16 protein-coding genes are annotated in these 18611 nt (G+C 61.2%); 11 read left to right on the plus strand and 5 right to left on the minus strand.

Annotated elements, in window-relative coordinates; all coding sequences use genetic code 11:
* The first annotated feature begins 3 nt into the window (after positions 1-3).
* The 8 genes from FHT71_RS00960 (at position 4) to FHT71_RS00995 (ending at position 9755) form a co-directional block, all read left to right on the plus strand.
* Positions 4-1176, plus strand: a complete 1173-nt coding sequence (locus FHT71_RS00960; protein WP_132588121.1) for a dihydrodipicolinate synthase family protein — start codon at positions 4-6, stop codon at positions 1174-1176.
* A gap of 48 nt (positions 1177-1224) precedes the next feature.
* The gene (locus FHT71_RS00965) at positions 1225-2049 is read left to right on the plus strand and encodes a sugar phosphate isomerase/epimerase (RefSeq protein WP_132588120.1); all 825 of its coding nucleotides are present in this window, start codon (positions 1225-1227) and stop codon (positions 2047-2049) included.
* A gap of 1661 nt (positions 2050-3710) precedes the next feature.
* Positions 3711-4376: a GntR family transcriptional regulator gene (locus FHT71_RS00970; RefSeq protein ID WP_007800526.1), complete on the plus strand. Its 666-nt coding sequence runs from the start codon at positions 3711-3713 to the stop codon at positions 4374-4376.
* Positions 4377-4755: 379 nt separating this feature from the next.
* Positions 4756-5727: a biotin synthase BioB gene (bioB, locus tag FHT71_RS00975; RefSeq protein ID WP_085990706.1), complete on the plus strand. Its 972-nt coding sequence runs from the start codon at positions 4756-4758 to the stop codon at positions 5725-5727.
* Positions 5724-6869, plus strand: a complete 1146-nt coding sequence (locus FHT71_RS00980; protein ID WP_132588118.1) for an 8-amino-7-oxononanoate synthase — start codon at positions 5724-5726, stop codon at positions 6867-6869. Before bioB ends, FHT71_RS00980 begins: the two co-directional genes overlap by 4 nt.
* Complete coding sequence (gene bioD, locus FHT71_RS00985; protein ID WP_132588117.1) at positions 6866-7504, plus strand: dethiobiotin synthase; 639 nt, start codon at positions 6866-6868, stop codon at positions 7502-7504. Before FHT71_RS00980 ends, bioD begins: the two co-directional genes overlap by 4 nt.
* Positions 7501-8769: an adenosylmethionine--8-amino-7-oxononanoate transaminase gene (locus FHT71_RS00990; RefSeq protein WP_132588116.1), complete on the plus strand. Its 1269-nt coding sequence runs from the start codon at positions 7501-7503 to the stop codon at positions 8767-8769. Before bioD ends, FHT71_RS00990 begins: the two co-directional genes overlap by 4 nt.
* Positions 8766-9755 carry a beta-ketoacyl-ACP synthase III gene (locus FHT71_RS00995; RefSeq protein WP_132588115.1) on the plus strand — a complete coding sequence of 330 codons (990 nt, stop codon included), beginning with the start codon at positions 8766-8768 and terminating at the stop codon, positions 9753-9755. Before FHT71_RS00990 ends, FHT71_RS00995 begins: the two co-directional genes overlap by 4 nt.
* 255 nt (positions 9756-10010) lie before the next feature.
* On the opposite strand, the gene FHT71_RS01000 is transcribed toward FHT71_RS00995, so the two are convergent.
* Entirely contained in the window at positions 10011-10442 is a 432-nt protein-coding gene (locus FHT71_RS01000) for an Lrp/AsnC family transcriptional regulator (RefSeq protein ID WP_007800514.1), read from the minus strand.
* Between the two features lie 129 nt (positions 10443-10571).
* Here FHT71_RS01000 and FHT71_RS01005 point away from each other — a divergent pair, with 129 nt between their 5' ends.
* The gene (locus tag FHT71_RS01005) at positions 10572-11675 is read left to right on the plus strand and encodes a saccharopine dehydrogenase family protein (protein WP_132588114.1); all 1104 of its coding nucleotides are present in this window, start codon (positions 10572-10574) and stop codon (positions 11673-11675) included.
* 123 nt (positions 11676-11798) lie between these two features.
* Here FHT71_RS01005 and FHT71_RS01010 read toward each other — a convergent pair whose 3' ends face one another.
* Genes FHT71_RS01010 through FHT71_RS01020 form a run of 3 tightly spaced genes read right to left on the minus strand, consistent with a single transcriptional unit; the run spans position 11799 to position 16020 of the window.
* Positions 11799-13031 carry a pyridoxal phosphate-dependent aminotransferase gene (locus FHT71_RS01010; protein ID WP_183718679.1) on the minus strand — a complete coding sequence of 411 codons (1233 nt, stop codon included), beginning with the start codon at positions 13029-13031 and terminating at the stop codon, positions 11799-11801.
* Positions 13032-13039: 8 nt separating this feature from the next.
* Positions 13040-14572, minus strand: a complete 1533-nt coding sequence (locus FHT71_RS01015; RefSeq protein ID WP_132588112.1) for an aldehyde dehydrogenase family protein — start codon at positions 14570-14572, stop codon at positions 13040-13042.
* A gap of 47 nt (positions 14573-14619) precedes the next feature.
* A complete protein-coding gene (locus tag FHT71_RS01020) occupies positions 14620-16020 on the minus strand; it encodes a VOC family protein (protein ID WP_183718682.1) in 1401 nt (466 codons plus the stop codon).
* A gap of 105 nt (positions 16021-16125) precedes the next feature.
* On the opposite strand from FHT71_RS01020, the gene FHT71_RS01025 reads away from it, so the two are divergent.
* Together FHT71_RS01025 and recX are read left to right on the plus strand one after the other, a co-directional pair.
* A complete protein-coding gene (locus FHT71_RS01025; RefSeq protein WP_183718684.1) occupies positions 16126-17040 on the plus strand; it encodes a LysR family transcriptional regulator in 915 nt (304 codons plus the stop codon).
* Entirely contained in the window at positions 17037-17588 is a 552-nt protein-coding gene (recX, locus tag FHT71_RS01030) for a recombination regulator RecX (RefSeq protein WP_132588109.1), read from the plus strand. The genes FHT71_RS01025 and recX overlap by 4 nt, the downstream gene beginning before the upstream one ends.
* A gap of 21 nt (positions 17589-17609) precedes the next feature.
* Here the strand turns inward: recX and FHT71_RS01035 are convergent, their stop codons facing one another.
* A complete protein-coding gene (locus tag FHT71_RS01035; RefSeq protein ID WP_132588108.1) occupies positions 17610-18599 on the minus strand; it encodes a LacI family DNA-binding transcriptional regulator in 990 nt (329 codons plus the stop codon).
* Positions 18600-18611: the final 12 nt, after the last annotated feature.

The raw sequence follows: 18611 nt of genomic DNA on the forward strand, positions 1-18611 counted from the left end.
ACCATGGCAGCGACACTTCGTCTTCCCGTTACCGGCGGTACCCTGCAGGATTACACGGTTGCCAACACACCGCTTGCCGCACCGGAACGCCCGGCCGGCGGGCACGCCTTCAACCGCGTCGCCTTTGCGGCCGCGCACGTGGTGGTCGATCCGTTGGCCGACAACGATCCCTGGCTCGATCGCAACATCGACTGGGAGCGCACGATTGCGTTCCGCGAATATCTGTGGGATCTCGGCCTCGGTGTGGCCGAGGCGATGGACACGGCCCAACGCGGCATGGGGCTAGACTGGACGGGCGCCAAGGAACTGATCGCCAATGTCCAATCGGCAGCGCGCAAACGCCCTGATGCGCTGATCGCCTACGGGGTCGGCACCGACCATCTGCCCCCCGGTCCGGAGGTGAGCATTGACGATGTGACCCACGCTTATGAAGAGCAGGTCGCCTACGTCGAAGAGCAGGGCGGCAGGATCATCCTCATGGCAAGCCGCGCTCTCGCCGCGGCCGCCAAGAGCCCCGAGGATTACGTGCGTGTCTATGACCGTATCCTGCAGCAGGTTCGCCAGCCAGTGATCATCCATTGGCTCGGCGACATGTTCGATCCTGCGCTCGCCGGCTATTGGGGCTCGCGCAATGATATGCAGGCCATGGAAACGGCGGTCGCCATCATCAATGATCATGCAAGCAAGGTCGACGGCGTAAAGATTTCTCTGCTTTCAGCGGAAAAGGAGATCGTCATGCGCCGGAGGCTTGATCCGGCGGTCAAGATGTACACCGGAGACGACTTCAACTACGCCGAGCTTATCGCCGGGGACGAGCAGGGGTACTCACACGCGCTGCTCGGCATTTTCGATGCCGTCGCACCTGCGGCGAGCGCAGCCCTACAAAAGCTTACCGAAGACGATCTCGTCGGCTTCCATGATATCCTGGCTCCGACCGTGCCGCTATCGCGCCATATCTTCAAGGCGCCGACGCGGTTCTATAAGACGGGCGTCGTTTTCCTTGCATATCTCAATGGCTTCCAGAACCACTTCCAGATGCTCGGCGGCCAACAGAGCGCGCGCTCGGTGGTGCATCTTGCGGAACTCTTCCGCCTTGCCGACCAGGCTCGCGTCCTGCGCGACCCGGATCTCGCCACCGACAGAATGAAAACAATCCTCGCCACAGCAGGGATTTGAGACACCTCGGCATCCACTTCGCGCCGGCGAGGTGAGGGAGAAACACGCATGGCAGTCGACGGCCTTTCGATCAATCTCGCGACCGTTCGCGAGCAGTATAACATGAGACAGGCTGTCGAAGCCTGCCTCAAGCAGGATATCCTTGCAATCGCCCCGTGGCGCGATCAGGTTCACGCCATCGGCCTCTCGGAAGCCGCCCGCATCGTGGCCGACAACAAGTTGCAGGTGACAGGCCTTTGCCGCGGCGGCATGTTCCCCGCGGCCGACGCTGCGGCACGCGCCGCAGCAATCGACGACAACAGGAAGGCCATCGATGAGGCTGCCGCTCTCAACGCGGACTGCCTCGTCCTGGTCGTTGGCGGCCTGCCTGCAGGATCCCGAGATCTCGCGCACGCGCGCGAAATGGTGGCCGATGGTATCGCCGCAATCCTGCCGCATGCGCGCGCCGCCGGCATACCGCTTGCGATCGAACCGCTGCATCCGATGTATGCCGCCGATCGCGCCTGCGTGAATACGCTCGGGCAGGCGCTCGATATCTGCGACCTACTTGGCCACGGCGTCGGTGTTGCCATCGACGTCTACCATGTTTGGTGGGATCCGAAACTTGAGCAGCAGATCGCGCGCGCCGGCGCGTCTGGCCGGATCCTCGCACACCACATCTGCGACTGGCTGGTTCCGACAACGGATCTTTTACTCGACCGCGGGATGATGGGAGACGGTGTCATAGACCTCAAGGCAATCCGCCGCGCCCTCGAAACGGCCGGCTATCGCGGTCCGCAGGAAGTGGAGATCTTTTCGGCGGGGAACTGGTGGAAACGGCCGGGAGAAGAAGTGCTTTCGACGTGCGTCGATCGCTTCCGAAGCGCCTGCTGACGAGGTTGCGTTACGTCGACTAAACCATTGGTCAAGCATGCGTATTTTCGCTTACGGCAATTAAAGCCGTATTCGCTTCCGCTAGACCTTATTGCTTTGACCGGCGGCAGAGGCTGGAAAAATGTCGCCAAAGGTGCCTTGCGGGGGACATCGGGTCCAGAAATGAACCGCTTCGCCTCCTGCGAACGATCCTGCATCGTGAACTATTGACAGAATCGGGGACGATACAGTGATTTGTCAACCGCATTCCGCCGGCTATCTGCGAAATCAGCGGCCAGCAAAACCTAGCGTGGCGGGCTGTCGGGCGAACCGACGCCCCTTTCAACGGCAGCACAGGACCGATGGCTCCCCAAATGTTCCCCGCGGGGAACTCTGCCTAACTGCACAATGACAGCCACCCGTCTCGCCACCAATGAGCCTACCAAGCCCATCCGACACCAGCCGCAAACCAACGACGATGCCACGGCCTCACCCTACCTTGATGCCTCGCCAATGCACGCCTACGAACCGGTGATTCCCACTGTCGACCTCATCACTGGCGGCAGGCGAACGAAATGCCCCAGGCATTCCCGGTGATCGTATGCCGTGGCCTATGCGCCGAACATCTTGCGCTAGTCTGCCTGAGCGCCAGAGGCCCCTGCCAGGAAAAGCGTCCCATCAAAGGATCAAGATGACCGCCAGTATTCGCCAAAAGCAGCTTGCACATGCGCCTCAAATTCGGCACCCGGCCTACGTGAAATTGCGGATCCCTTTCAAACCTCCCAGGGCCAGGGAGGCCCACGGCTGCACCGCGTTCGCGCGGCGCCGGCTCAACGCAACGACATCGATGTAAGCTGAGATGATCAGCAAACAGCTTCTGCCGAGCCCGCTATCCAGCTTCAAGCAGATGGCGCGATCACAAACCGCGCAGCCAACCCAAGGCGCCGAGATGCGCACACTGCCTCGCGCAGGCCGACCCCACGATTGCATGGTATATCGCCAAGGCGGACGCTATGGCGACTACCACTGAACGCGCCTCATCAATCCGCAAGTGTCTTCGCTCGTGCCGACCAGAGTTCACCGTCAGCAACGGCTTGAAGCCCGGTTGCGGCCGGCAATCCGTCTTCTGTTTGCCTCGGCACCTCGCCCCGGCATACCACCGTGGCGGTTCCCGACAACACGACCCCTCCATCGGGTCACATCCGTGGATCCGCAAGGCGGGCGCATTTGGTCAACGCGGCGGAATATCTCTTGCGAACCCACAGAGGCCTTCAACGCCCGCTTGGATCAGGCCAATCGTGGCGGCCGGCGAGCGGCGACCCCACCTCGTCGATCGCGTGGCGGCAGCGAGCCACTCCCTCTCGTTCGGACGCCTTTCGCAGCCGCGTAGCGACCGGAAACGAAATGACGCTTGAGCTCCGGTTCAATGTCTGGAAAGCTGCTTCTAAGACCATCGCCGCCGCGATGCTGAGCAGTCAATCGGCCACGCAGGATACCTGCAATCCCCCTCCGCGAGACGCCTGAAACCGCTTGGCGACGCCGCCAACAGCAGCAAGGATGCTGCCGGCCAGATTATCATGATCCATCGTCTTCCAAACCGTCGGATAGATGCCGCAGACAAATCCACAGCCACGCGTGGCACGCACCTCGACAGCGTCGAGCGCAGGAACTATCTCTAAAATATGACTATTCATAACGACGACACGATAGCTGGCCGTATAAGTCGCGCGCTCGCAGAGCGCATCGTGACAGGCGCCCTGCCGCCCGGCTCCAAGCTCAAGCAGGACCATATCGCCGAGGAATTCGGATCGTCGCACGTCCCCGTACGCGAGGCTTTGCGCCGCCTGGAAGCCCAAGGCCTCGCCGTCAGCGAACCGCGCCGCGGCGTTCGTGTTGCCTCCTTCGATCTCAAGGAGGTGCAGGAGGTTGCGAAGATGCGCGCCGCCCTCGAAGGTCTGGCACTGCGCCACTCAGCCGAACACCTCACGCCGTCACGTCTCGATCAAGCCGAACAGGCGACGATCGACGGCGACAATGCGCGCGATGTCCGCACCTGGGAAGAGGCCAATCGCAGATTCCACCGGCTCATCCTCGAGCCTTGCGGTATGCCGCGCTTGCTCTCCGCCATTGACGACCTCCATGCCGCGAGCGCTCGATTTCTGTTCGCCACCTGGCTGACGGACTGGGAGCCGCGGGTCGACAACGATCATCGCACGATTCTCACATTTCTTCGTGCCGGCAAGGTCGAAAATGCCGTGACTGCGTTGGAGCGGCACGTGCAATGGATCGGGGGACCGCCGCGGCGACTGCAGCATGCCTCCCGCGAGCGGTTTGCGATCGTCGGCTAGTGTCGACGACCGGAAAGCCCGACGTGGTTTACACCCGGTCCAATGGTGCCACACTGCAGCGCCTGCAACGCCCGAAATGGATGAGCTCAGTCGACCGTCCTGCGGCACCCTTACCGCCAGTCACGGCATGCTCGCTCCTGGCAGGCGCGCCTGATCCCGGCTGTTGCGGCAGCCAGGGCCAGACGTCCTGATGCTGCAGGCCCGAACGAGCGCCTGCTTCGCGGCCAACTCCGGTCATTAGGGATGAGCAGAAAAACACGCTTGCCTAATACCGTTTCAGACAATTATAGATAAAACTGTCTTCTATCTACGAATCGAAGCTTCATGACGAGAGGATTTTGAACCAATGCAGCCCCCCTCAGCGAATTCGACGCAAGAGATCAAAGGCAGCAGCGCTCCCTTAGACTTCGCAACCGACTCAGAAGCTCAGATTATCTATAATTTGCCCTTCAACGACCTTCTCCATCGTGCTCACGGCGTCCACCGTGCCAATTTCGACCCGAACGCGGTGCAGATGAGCCGCCTCCTCTCGGTCAAGACCGGCGGATGCGCCGAAGATTGTGGCTATTGCAGCCAGTCCGCCCACTATCCGACCGGGCTCAAGGCTTCAAAACTGATGGAAGTCGAGCGCGTTCTCACCGAAGCACGAAAAGCCAGGGACGCGGGCGCCACGCGATACTGCATGGGTGCCGCCTGGCGCAGCCCCAAGGACCGCGACATGGATGCGATTGTCGCGATGGTCGCGGGCGTCCGCGCACTGGGGATGGAGACCTGTATGACGCTTGGGATGCTGACGCCGCAGCAATCCGCCAGGCTCGCCGACGCCGGCCTCGACTACTATAATCACAACATCGATACCTCCGAGCGCTTCTATAGCGAAATCATCACGACCCGCAGCTTTGCCGATCGGCTGGAGACCCTCGCCAATGTCCGTGAAGCGGGCATCAAGGTTTGCGCCGGCGGTATTCTCGGCATGGGCGAGACGGCCGAAGATCGCATCTCGATGCTTGTCACGCTTGCAAACCTGCCGACGCCCCCCGAGAGCGTGCCGATCAACATGCTGATTCCGATCGCCGGCTCGAGGCTCGCCAATGCTCAGCCGATCGACCCGATCGATTTCGTTCGCACCGTCGCACTGGCACGCATTCTGATGCCCACGTCCTATGTGCGCCTGTCCGCAGGTCGGACGGACATGTCGGACGAGACCCAGGCGCTCTGTTTCTTTGCGGGCGCCAACTCGATCTTCGTGGGCGAGACCCTGCTGACCGCGGACAATCCCGGCGAGGATCAGGATGCGGCACTCTTTCGTCGCCTGGGGCTGAAGGCCGAGCAACTGGAGCGAGCGGAATGACCACCGCCAGCCTTGCGGTCTATGAGCGCAAGCTCGCCGGCCTCGATCGCAAGGGGAGGAGCCGGAGCCTCGTCGCGCTATCCGGCACCGATTTCACCTCGAACGACTATCTCGGCCTGGCCGATTCAATGCGGCTCAAGGACGCGCTTCGCGACGCAATGGATCGCGGCGTGCCGGTCGGGGCAGGGGGCTCGCGGCTGCTTCGCGGCAATCATCCCGAGCATGAGGCGCTGGAGCAGGAGGCAGCCGCTTATTTCCGAGCGGCGCGGGCTCTCTACTTTGGCAGCGGCTATGCCGCCAATGTGGCGCTGTTTTCAACCTTGCCGCAGCGCGACGACATCATCGTGTACGACGCGCTGATCCATGCCAGCGCCCATGAGGGGGTCTCGAAAAGTCGCGCACCGTCGGTCGCAACCACACACAACGACGTGGACGCAGTCGCCGATGCGATCCGCACATGGCGTCGTGCCGGCGGCACTGGGCGCCCGTGGATCGCCGTCGAAAGCCTCTATTCCATGGACGGCGACCGCGCCCCGCTTCGCGAGCTGATGGATCTTGCAACGCAGCATGATGGTTTTCTTATCATCGACGAGGCGCACGCGACGGGCATCTACGGCCAGGGCGGGCGCGGTCTGTCGGAAGGTCTCGTTCATCCAGAAAACTGCATTACCCTGCATACCTGCGGCAAGGCGCTTGGCGCATCAGGCGCACTCATCCTTGGACCGGCAATCATCTGCGATTTCCTTATCAACCGCGCCCGGAATTTCATCTATTCGACAGCACCATCTCCGCTCATGGCTGCGACGGTGCGAGAGGCGTTGAGGATCCTCGCCGATGAGCCCGAGCGGCGCGACAAGCTTGCCGGACTCGTATCTTTCGCCAGTCGCGAGATGGAAGCGGCAACCGGGATGCACGCGAGCAAATCGCAGATTCTGCCCGTTGTGATCGGCGACAATCGTCGCGCGGTGCTCATCGCCGAGCGCTTGCGCAGCGCGGGCTTCGACGTCAGGCCCATCCGTCCACCAACCGTGCCCGAAGGCACGGCGCGGTTGCGCATCTCCATCACCTTGAACGTCGATGAAACGACCGTCTCCCGATTGTTCGAACACCTCGCCGTCACCCTGCGGGAGGAGCCGCAATGACGCAGCGCTTCGTCGTTACCGGCACCGATACGGGTATCGGCAAGACGGTCTTCTCGGCCGCTTTGACAGCTGCGCTCGGGGCACACTACTGGAAACCTGTTCAGGCGGGGCTCAACGAGGAGACTGATGCTGAAATCGTCGCCCGATTGGGCAGGGTATCACCCGACCGGATTGTCCCTGAGGCCTATCGGCTGAAGACGCCTGCATCCCCGCACCACGCGGCAGCGCTCGACGACGTGAGGATAGATCCGGACGCACTTGTGCCGCCGACGCCCTCCGGCCCGCTTGTCATTGAAGGCGCCGGCGGCGTTCTCGTCCCGCTGACATCAGACATCCTTTTTGCCGACGTTTTCGCCCGATGGCAGGCATCGGTCATCCTGTGCGCCAGAACCTCGCTCGGCACCATCAATCATACGCTGATGTCGGTGGAAGCACTGCAGCGACGTTCGGTTCCCATCTTCGGTATTGCCTTTGTGGGCGAAGACAACATCGAGACGCAGAAGATCATTGTCCACATGAGCGGAGCGCGCGCGCTGGGTCGCCTGGAGCCAACAAGCCCGCTTACCCACGACCGACTGATGGCGGCCTTTCATCGCGGTTTCGACGTCGCGATGTTTCGGAGCCCGAAGTCATGACACGCTCCCCCGTATGGCATCCATTCACGCAGCATGCCCTTGAGCCAACGATGAAGAAGGTCGTGGGGACCGAAGGTGCCTATCTCATCGACGAGGCCGGCAACCGCATTCTTGATGCCATCTCTTCGTGGTGGGTGGTCACCCACGGCCATCGGCACCCGACAATCATGGAGGCTATCCGCACGGCAACGGAGTGCTATGACCAAATCATCCTTGCCGAATACACTCACGCCCCGGCGGAGGATCTTGCTCGTGGACTGATCGCCGTAAGCCCGGCAGGGCTTGAGCACGTCTTTTATTCCGACAGTGGCTCGACGGCCGTCGAAGTCGCGCTGAAAATGGCACTCGGTTTCTTCCACAACACCGGGCAACGTCGCGACCGGATCGTCGTCATGGAGCATGGCTATCATGGCGACACGATCGGCACCATGTCCGTCGGCGAAAGGGGCGTCTTCAATGCGGCCTATGAACCCTTGCTGTTTGGCGTCGACCGGCTTGCCTTTCCAGAGCCAGGTACGCAGCAAAGCACGCTTGACGCCTTCGAGCTCACCTGCCGCTCCGGCCGTGTTGCCGCACTATTGATCGAGCCGCTGGTGCTTGGCGCCGGTGGCATGAAGATGTACGAGCCCTCGCTGCTTGGCGAACTCAGCAAGATCGCCCAATCCCACGGCGTGCTCCTGATCGCCGACGAGGTGATGACCGGCTGGGGCAGGACGGGCACACTTTTTGCCTCCGAACAGGCGGGCATTTGTCCCGACATCCTCTGCACATCGAAGGGATTGACCGGGGGCACTTTGCCGCTTGCCGCAACACTTTGCACAGGCGAGATCTTTGATGCGCATCTTTCGACCGACCGCCGCAAGACCTTCTTCCACTCGAGCTCCTACACCGCCAATCCGATCGCCTGTGCGGCTGCGGTCGCGAATTTGAAGATCTGGTCGCAGGAGCCGGTTCAGGCACGCATCGATCGCCTCGTTGCCCTGCAAGGGACGCGGCTAGCACGCTTTGCCGAAGATCGGCGCTTCAGGAATGTGCGTCAGTCCGGAACCATTGCCGCTCTGGACATGGCTGTTCCCTCAGACGGATATTTAGCCGACATAGGACCGCGGTTGCGCGCCTTCTTCCGAGAGCGTCAGCTTCTCATCCGCCCGCTTGGAAATGTCATCTATCTCATGCCGCCCTACTGCGTATCGGAAACCGAGAGCGACCGCCTCTATGATGCGATCGACGAGGCGGCAAGCGTCTTGATCGGAACTCCGGCATGAGGAAGGTCCGCTCCGCGCGCATGGCAGGCTTCGGGCACAGGGTCCCCGGCCGTTGCGTCGAAAACGCCGAAATCGAACAATCCCTCGGACTGGAAACCGGCTGGATCGAGCGCCGCACGGGCATTCGCACTCGCTACTGGGTCGAAGAGGGCGACACCCTGAGCGGCCTTGCCGCAGAAGCAGGAGCCATGGCGCTCGACAATGCCGGGATCAGCCGTTCTGAGATCGGCTTGACGCTGCTGGCAACCTCCACACCGGATCACCTGCTGCCACCAACAGCGCCGCTCGTGGCGCACAGGCTCGCACTAGAGCACTCCGGCGCAATCGACCTTGCCGGCGCCTGTTCCGGCTTCCTGTACGCACTGACGCTCGCAGACGCCTTCGTGCGCGCGCAGGGCAGGGCCGTTCTTGTCATCGCCGCCAATATCCTCAGCCGGCGCATCAACCCCGCAGAACGCGCCAGCTGCGTTCTGTTTGCGGATGCGGCGGGGGCAGTCGTGTTGACACCATCAAGTGATCCCGCCGCCGGGGTTCTTGGCGCTGACCTATGTTCGGATGGGAGCGGCTACGACCTGATTTCGATCCCAGCCGGCGGCAGCAACAGGCCTTTCGCCCCCAGCATGGCCGCCGACGCGTTTCTCATGACAATGCGGGATGGACGCGAGGTGTTTTCGCGGGCGGTCGAAATGATGAGTTCTGCGTCACAAAGGGCGCTCGAAAGAGCCGCCGTAGACGCTGGCGAAATCACTCGCTTCGTGCCGCACCAGGCTAATGTCCGGATATTTCAGGCGGTCGCAGCCAACCTCGGGATAGAAGCCGAACGGACCGTCTGTTCGCTTGACCGATTTGGGAACTCTTCGGCCGCAACGATCCCGCTCTCCTTATCGCTGGATGCCGCCAACCGACCTCTTCAGAATGGTGAAACCCTCCTTCTTGCGGCGGCTGGCGCCGGACTTACCGGTGCAGCTGTCCTCTATCGCGCCTAGCGGTGGGTCCGACATGCGGACGTCAAGGGACCTGACTGTCGAGGCGCCACAGCGGCTTTACCAGCAAGATCGTCGTCAGGCCGCGATTCCACTCCTCGTCCGGATAGCGCCCGGCCTCACGATAGCCTCCACTCATGTTCACAGGATGGACCTATCAGTAGGATCCAATCCAGCGTCTTGAGCCCGCGTATGGCGGCGGGCGCGACGGCGATCGAGTTTCCATTACGCAAGATAGGCGCGCCAAACTTAAAGACGCTAGCGATTGATACGCGTCGACAAGATGATCGACGAGAGCGTTTTCTCGACGCCATCGATATCGCCAATTTTGTCGATGACCATGTCGAGTTCGCTGATCGATGCCGCCGCAACGATCGCGATCATATCAAAGCTGCCGCTCACCGAATGGACGGAACGGACATGCGCAATCGACTGCAGTTCTTGCGTAACGCGCCCGAGTGCCTTGGCCGCCAAGGTGATGAGCACATGCGCCTTTATCTGGCCGCCCTCGAAATCATCCGATAGCCGCACGCCATAGCCTGCAATAACGCCGTCCCGTTCCAGGCGCTCGATTTTCGCCTGCACCGTGGTGCGCGACAAGCCAAGCCTGCGCGCCAGCACGGCGGTTGGCATACGGGCATTCTCGCTGAGAATCGACAGAAGTTGCCGATCCTTATCACTCATCGTCATATTGACTAATCCCACCGGCGATACGCCAACAAAATCCAGTCGATTTTATCATTCTCGCGCTGTGAATCAACCAAACAGACAGGAATAAAGAAGGCATAAAGATTTCTTGATCCAGTAGAGGGAACGCATATGAAAAACATCGTCGTCATTGGCGCCGGCAAGATCGGCTCGACGATCGCCCGTCTTCTCATCCATTCCGGCGACTACCACGTCACGCTGGCCGACCGCAGCAAACAGCAGCTGGATCACATGGAGGCGAATTCCGCCCTCAGCCTTGCGGAAGTCGACATTGCCGACCACGCTTCGCTGGTCAAACTTCTCTCCGGCAAGTTTGCCGTCCTGAGTGCCGCCCCGTTCCATCTGACGATCGCAATTGCCGAGGCCGCCGCCGAGGCGGGCGTGCACTACCTCGATCTGACGGAGGACGTCGAATCCACGCGCCGGGTCAAGGCGATTGCGGCCAGCGCGTCAACCGCCTTCATTCCGCAGTGCGGCCTGGCTCCGGGCTTCATCTCGATCGTTGCAAACGATCTCGCCAGCCGCTTCGACACGCTCGACAGCGTCCGCATGCGCGTTGGTGCCCTCCCGCAGTATCCCTCGAATGCCTTGAACTACAATCTGACCTGGAGCACCGATGGCGTTATCAACGAGTACATCGAGCCCTGCGAGGCCATTGTCGACGGACAACTGATCGAAGTTCCGGCTCTGGAAGAGCGGGAAGAGTTCTCCCTTGATGGCGTGACCTACGAGGCCTTCAACACATCCGGCGGCCTCGGCACCCTGTGCGAAACGCTGAAGGGCAAGGTGCGGACCCTGAACTACCGCACCATCCGCTATCCCGGTCATGCGGCCATCATGAAGGCGCTGCTTAGCGATCTTGGCCTGCGCCACCGCCGCGAAGTACTGAAGGATATTCTGGAGCACGCGCTACCCTCGACGATGCAGGATGTCGTGATCATCTTCGTGACGGTTTCCGGCTGGAAGAATGGTCGACTTGTGCAGGAGACCTACGCCAACAAGGTCTACAGCGCTGTCGTTGCAGGTCGCATGATGAGCGCCATCCAGATCACCACCGCATCGAGCATCTGCGCCGTACTTGACATGCTGGCCAAGGAAGAGCTGCCGACGAAGGGCTTCGTACGGCAGGAAGACATCGGTCTCGATGCGTTCCTGGACAGCCGCTTCGGCCACTACTATGCGCAAAAGGCTTATGGCGAAAAGATCGCCGGCTAAGCGTGTCGGTATAGCGTAGCCAATAAGAAACGCCCGGATAATCTCCGGGCGTTTTTGTGTCGAAGCTGTAAATCACTTGAAACGAAAGATGGAGGCAACGGAACTCCCTGCCTCCTTGCCAGTTTAACCAAGCTGACGGCACGCCGTCGCGATCCGCTCCAGTGCTTCCTTGAGATCCGATTCCGCCGAGGCGTAGGAGATCCTGAAAAAGGGCGAAAGGCCGAAAGCCGAGCCTGGTACCACCGCGACATTGGCCTCTTCAAGAAGGTAGGCGCAAAACTCGCTGTCCGTCGTGATCTTGCGGCCGTCCGGCGTCGTCCGGCCGAGAATTCCGCCACATCCGGAGAAGGTGTAGAAGGCGCCTTCGGGAGTGCGGCAATCAAGACCATCGATCGCGTTGAGGCCCGAAACGACCAGATCGCGCCGCCGCCTGAAGCTCTCCGTCCGCTCCGCGAGAAAATCCTGCGGCCCGTTCAGCGCCGCAACAGCCGCGGCCTGGCTGATCGAGGACGGGCAGGACGTTGCCTGGCTCTGTACCACGGCCATCGCCTTGATGAGCACTTTCGGGCCACCGGCATAGCCGATACGCCACCCGGTCATGGCGTAGGCCTTGGACACGCCGTTGATCGTCAGCGTACGCTCACGCAGGCGCGGTTCCAACTGCAACGGCGTGACGAAGCGGAAATCGTCATAGACGATGTGCTCGTACATATCGTCCACCATGAGCCAGACATGTGGGTGTCTGAGTAACACGTCCAGCAATGGTCGATAATCATCGGCGCTATAGGCCGCACCCGAAGGATTGGACGGTGAATTCAGCAACAACCAGCGCGTCCGCGGCGTGATCGCCGCTTCGAGTTTCTCCGCGGTTAGCCGAAAGCCGCTGTCTGCATCGCAGGCAACGAGAACGGGCTTGCCTTCGCAGATCTGAACAATGTCGGAGTATGACGTCCAGTACGGCGTCGGGATAATGACCTCATCACCGGGATCGACGGTCGCCATCATCGCATTGAACAGGATCTGCTTGGCGCCGGTGGCGACGGTTATCTCACTGACTTCGAAAGAGAGATTGTTCTCGCGCTGAAACTTGGTGCGGATGGCTTCCTTGAGCGTCGGTGTTCCGTCGAGCGCCGTATACTTCGTATCACCACGCTGCATGGCATCCCAGGCAGCCTGCTTGACATGGTCCGGTGTTTCGAAATCGGGTTCGCCGGCGCCCAGGATGATGACTGGCTTGCCTTCCCGCTTCATGGCTGCCGCGCGCGCGCCAATCTGCAGGATTTCGGAGACACCGATAGCGGATATCCTTGAGGCGGGCTTTAGGCCCGCCTCCTCAATTTTCACGTCGATCGTCATGGTTGCACCTACTCGATCTCGAAGGAGACGCCCTGCGCGAGCGGCAGCGCCTTGGAGTAGTTGATCGTGTTGGTGGCGCGGCGCATGTAAGCCTTCCACGCGTCGGAACCGGATTCGCGGCCGCCGCCCGTTTCCTTCTCGCCACCGAACGCACCACCGATCTCGGCGCCAGACGTTCCGATATTGACGTTGGCGATGCCGCAATCGGATCCGTCGGCCGACAGGAAGCGTTCGGCTTCCCGCAGGTCCAGCGTAAAGATCGACGACGACAGACCCGCACCGACGGCATTGTGCGCTTCGATGACCTTGTCGAAATCGGTGTATTTCATCACGTAGAGGATCGGCGCGAAGGTTTCCTCGAGCACCGGTCCGAGCTGCGAGGGCATTTCCACGAGGGCCGGCTTCACATAGTAGGCCTTGTCGTGGGGCAGCGCGACGCGCTCGCCGCCGTTGATTTGACCGCCATGGGCCTTCGCCTCACCAAGCGCCTTGTGCATGTTATCGAAGGCGAGCTTGTCGATCAGCGGGCCGACCAACGCCGTGCTTTCGAGCGGATTGCCGACAGAGACATTGGCATAGGCCTTCTTCAGGCGCGGCACGAGCTCGTCGTAGACGCTCTCATGCACGAAGAGACGGCGCAGCGTCGTGCAACGCTGGCCGGCCGTACCCATGGCGCCGAAGGCGATGGCGCGCAGCGCCATGTCGAGATCGGCAGACGGGCAGACGATACCAGCGTTGTTGCCGCCAAGCTCCAGGATCGAACGAGCAAAGCGGCGGGCGAGACGCGGACCGACTTCCCGGCCCATGCGCGTCGATCCCGTTGCCGAAACAACTGGCACCTTCGGATGGTCGACAAGCACCTCGCCGATGGCGCGATCGCCAATCAGCACTTCGCTCAAGCCTTCCGGCGCATCGCCGAAACGCGCAATGGCTCGCTGCAGGATGGCCTGCGAGGCAAGTGCGGTCAGCGGCGTCTTCTCGGAAGGCTTCCACACCACCGCGTTGCCACAGACCAGCGCAAGGGCAGCATTCCAGGCCCAGACAGCGACCGGGAAATTGAAGGCAGAGATGATACCGACGACACCGAGCGGATGCCAGGTTTCCATCATCCGATGTCCCGGGCGTTCGGTTGCGATGGTCAGGCCGTAGAGCTGTCGGGACAGACCCACCGCGAAATCGCAGATGTCGATCATTTCCTGGACCTCTCCGAGACCTTCGGACGGGATCTTGCCGGCTTCGATCGAGACCAGGCGGCCAAGCTCCATCTTGACGCTACGCAGCTCCTCGCCCAGCAGGCGGACGAGCTCGCCGCGCTTGGGCGCAGGAACAAGGCGCCAGGACTGGAACGCTGAAGCGGCCTTCTCGATCTTCGCCGTGGCTGCGTCGCGGCTGTCGGTTTTCAGGGCTGCCAGTTGCTCACCGGTGACCGGGCTGTAAGAGGCCATGTCTCCGCCGGTGTAAAGCGCCTTGTCGACACCGATCTTATCGAGAAGGGCAACGGCTTCCTGTGTCACGTTCACTGTTCTTGCTGCTACGGTCATGTAACGACCCTCTGTTTAAGTGTTTGAATCTTGTCGGTGGCGCCGTTTCACTCGGCCGCTTGGGCAGCGGTCAGGCGTGCTTGGCATTCGGCGATCGATTGAGCCTCGATACCGGCGTAATGATCGAATTCGTTGAGAACCGGGATGCCGAGGTCGCGCTCGAAGCGCTGCTGATTGGGGCTTGCGGTAAACGCCTGCGCCGCCTCGTCGCCGAGGTTGGACTGGAAGATGCCGGCTGCGCTGACCGGCAGGAAATCCTCGTAGACGATCGGATCGAAGCAGACGAGACCGTCCGCCACCAGCTGATCGATGCCGGCATCGGCTGAGGCAATTGCGCTCTCGCCCTTCTCCGTCAGCGAGTAGCGGAAATAGCCAAGGCCCTGTTGGCGGATCTCGGCCCAGCTATCGGGGAAGGGAACGAAGGCATCGGCAAGCGCCTTCTCATAGGCGGCTGCATTCGAGCCGTCCGCGGCCGGGCGCACGACCTTGCGCGAACCCGTCAGGAGTTTGTCGTAAAGGGCGCGGCCCTTCGGCGTCAGCGCAATGCCGCGGCTTTCGATCTCGCCGAACCGGGCCGTATGCGTGCCCTCCTGCCAGCTGCCACTTGCATCCTTGAAAGAGACGGCTTCCTCAAGCGCCTTGAACGACGTCTGCCGCAGCAGGATCGCACAGCGACGGCTGGGCGGACCTTCGACGACCGCCTTCGGCGCAATGCCATACTCCGGCATTAATCGCTGCACCTCGTCGATGTCGAGCGTACGTGGCGTCAGGTGGTTGATATGCGGCCCCTTGAAGGAAACGACGTCGGCAACCAACCGGTGCGCATCATGCAAACGCTTATACATGGCGAGGTCGACATTGGCGTGATGATGCCAGCGGAAGGTCTCCAGCACGTCCGCGACAAAGCGCTTGGCATCGTCATCATCGAGACCGCCCTGGCGCTCGGCCTTTTCCGTCAGTTCGATGGCACCAGCGGTAAAGATCTGACGCTTGCGCAGGATCGCCTCGGCCTCGGCGCGCAGTTTCTCCTCGGCAATCAGGTCGAGGCGCAGCAGGGACGTGAAGACACGGAACGGATTTCGCTTGAGCGCCTCGTCGCCGACCGGACGGAACGCAGTGGAGTGAACAGGGACCCCAGCTTCGCTGAGATCATAGTAGCCCACGGGGTACATCCCCATCACCGCAAAGACGCGTCTCATCATCGCGAGTTCGGCAGCGGTCCCGAGGCGGATGGCGCCGTGGCGCTCTTCGGAGACGCGCTCGAGCGAGTCGGTTTCCTCCAGCCTCTGCTTGAGAGCCGGATCAGCGGCAAGCGTCGCCGCGTTCACCCTGGCAACAATGTTCATCAGCGTACCGTAGGCGGGAACTTCGGTACGGTACATGGCCGACATCGCCGCGGAGAATGCAGAGCGGATGTCACAGGAAGAGACGAAACTTCTGGTCGACATATTTTATCTCACAGTACCAATGGAGAGTTCATTCTGGATTGCGATCATATCGTGCGTGGAGTAGATGAATAACGATAAATGAAGCTGAGATGATGCGGTTTTGGAATGACGTTGCCTCGAAAGCTGATGCCCGACCTGACCACGCTGCAGTCATTCGAGTCTGCCGCTCGCCACGGCAACTTCACGCGGGCAGCTCTCGAACTTAATCTGACCCAAAGCGCGATCAGCCGACAGATCAAGGATTTGGAGACCCAGCTCGGCGTCCTGCTCTTCGAGCGCGTTCGGCAGCGGGCGATCCTGTCGGAAGCCGGCAAGCGGCTGCTGCCGGAGGCACGGCGACTGCTGCATCAGACGGAAGAGATGATGATCCGCGCGGCATCCGGCGCGGACGCGACAGCAACGCTTTCGGTCGCCACCCTGCCGACTTTCGGCAGTCGTTGGCTGACGCCCAGGCTGCCGGATTTCCTGGCCGCCCATCCCGGCTCGCTCGTTGACATAGCATCGCGCTCGGAGCCGTTCGATTTCGATCAGGAGAGCTTCGACCTCGCCATTCACTACGGCCAACCGATCTGGGCACGGGCAACCTGCACGTTTCTCTGCGACGAGAAAATCGTTCCCGTCGCCAGCCCGACCTTGCTGCAATCGGATCCGGTTGCCCGTCCGGTGGAACTCGCACACAAGCCCTTGCTGCATCTGGCCACTCGCCCGCGACTTTGGCGACAGTGGTTCGAACACTGCGACATCGACGTTGATCCCTCATATCGTGGCAATCGGTTCGACCAGTTCTCGATGATCATCGAAGCCGCTGCAATGTCCATGGGGTTTGCGCTTCTGCCACTCTATCTGATCGAGCAAGAATTGAGCTCCGGAAAGCTGCAGATCGTCTTCGATCAGCCGATGTCGACAGAAAACAGCTATTACGTCGTGACACCCGACGGTAAGCGTGAACATGCGCTTGGCCTGGCATTTACCGCCTGGCTGCTCTCGCAGGTAAGCATCAAGGACCCGACCGAACCGTGAGTGACGATCAAACGCCGTCCGACCTCCCGACGGCACGGATGCTGAGCTGGGCCAGAAACTCGACCATCTATCGGCTTGAGCGGCGGATGCTGACCGAAAGGCAACTGTTCGATGCCATTGTCAGGAAAGCGAAACAGAAATTCGAGGATATCAGCGAGATGCAACTCAAGGCGGTTGCGAACTCGGCCGTGACCTTCGCCCGTGACCACGGTGGTCTGAACGACGCTACCTATGCCGAAGTCAGCGCGCGCTCTGGCGTTCGCAACGGCAGATCAAAACGGCGCATCGCTCAAAAGCTGTCACAGAAGGGCGTCGATCGAGAGGTCATTGCGACTGCGCTTGATGAAGCGGATGACTTGCTGGCTGCCGTCGTCTTTGCACGCAAGCGCGCCTTCGGGCCGTTCCGCCGTCCCGACACCGATCGGGAGCGCGCAACCAAAGAAATGGCCGCATTCGCGCGCAACGGCTTCAGCTTCGACATAGGAAGGATCGTGCTTGGCATGAGCCGCGAAGAGGCCGAAAACGTTGTGAGCGCGCGATCTCGGTAGGTCCAGAGGCCGTTGGACGCTTCACGCCGTCGATCCCCATCGCGCCGTGCAGGTTAGCGTAATGCTATGGGGGCCTTCCAGTTCGGCATCGTGGCGCTCGATGAGTTCCACGACCGCATCGATGAAGGCGACATGGTCGAGACTGAGCGTCGTCAAGTCGTTGCAGTCCCACGCCGCCATCGCAATCCCATCCTGACCGACAATGGCAATATCATCAGGCGTGCTCTTGCCGAGCACGCGCCGGGCCGCATCACGAGCGCCAATCGCCATCACGTCATTGCCGCAGATGATGGCATCCACCTTGGTGCGGTGGAGAAGCAAAACGGCCTCCTTAAAGCCGGAATCGTAGCTGTAGTCACCAAAGGCCTCCGCCTGCAGGGTCAGGCCACGTTTGGCCAGCGCATCGACAAACCACTTGCGCCGCAGCTTGTCGATCCAGCTCGACTTCGTTCCCGAGAGGTAGGCGAACCGCTTCTTTCCGTCGCCGACAATCTTGTCGATAATCTCGTCAGCGGCCGCCGACCCGTCTATCCGGATGCTTGAGACCTTCTCATTGTCGAGCGGTTCGAAGGAAACGATGATCGGCTTCGTCGTGTGGAAAATATCGACTGCATCCTGCATCGATACCATGTCGGAAAAGACGACGACGTGATCCACTTGATAGGTGGAGGCAAGCCGCATGAGCTGCAGCCGGTCATCATGGTCGGCGCAGCACAGAATGATTGGAAGAAGCTGCCGGGCTTGCAGCCGATGCACGAGAAGCTGCTGCTCTTCTGCCTCGCACGGATTTCCGATTGCATTGACGACCAGCGCCACCAGCCGCGATCGCTGATTGTTGAGGGAGCGGGCGATCGCGTTCGGCTGATACCCATACTCGCGAGCGACCGCCAGGATGCGGTCGCGGGTCGCGCTGCCGATTCTGGAATCGGGGGCGAACGCCCGTGATATCGTGGCGGATGACACCCCGGCGAGCTTTGCCAGTTCCTTCGAGGTGATCCGTCTCTTGTTCATCCAAGCATTCCA

Origin of the sequence: Rhizobium sp. BK060 (assembly GCF_014193145.1) — a bacterium.
GTDB lineage: Bacteria > Pseudomonadota > Alphaproteobacteria > Rhizobiales > Rhizobiaceae > Rhizobium.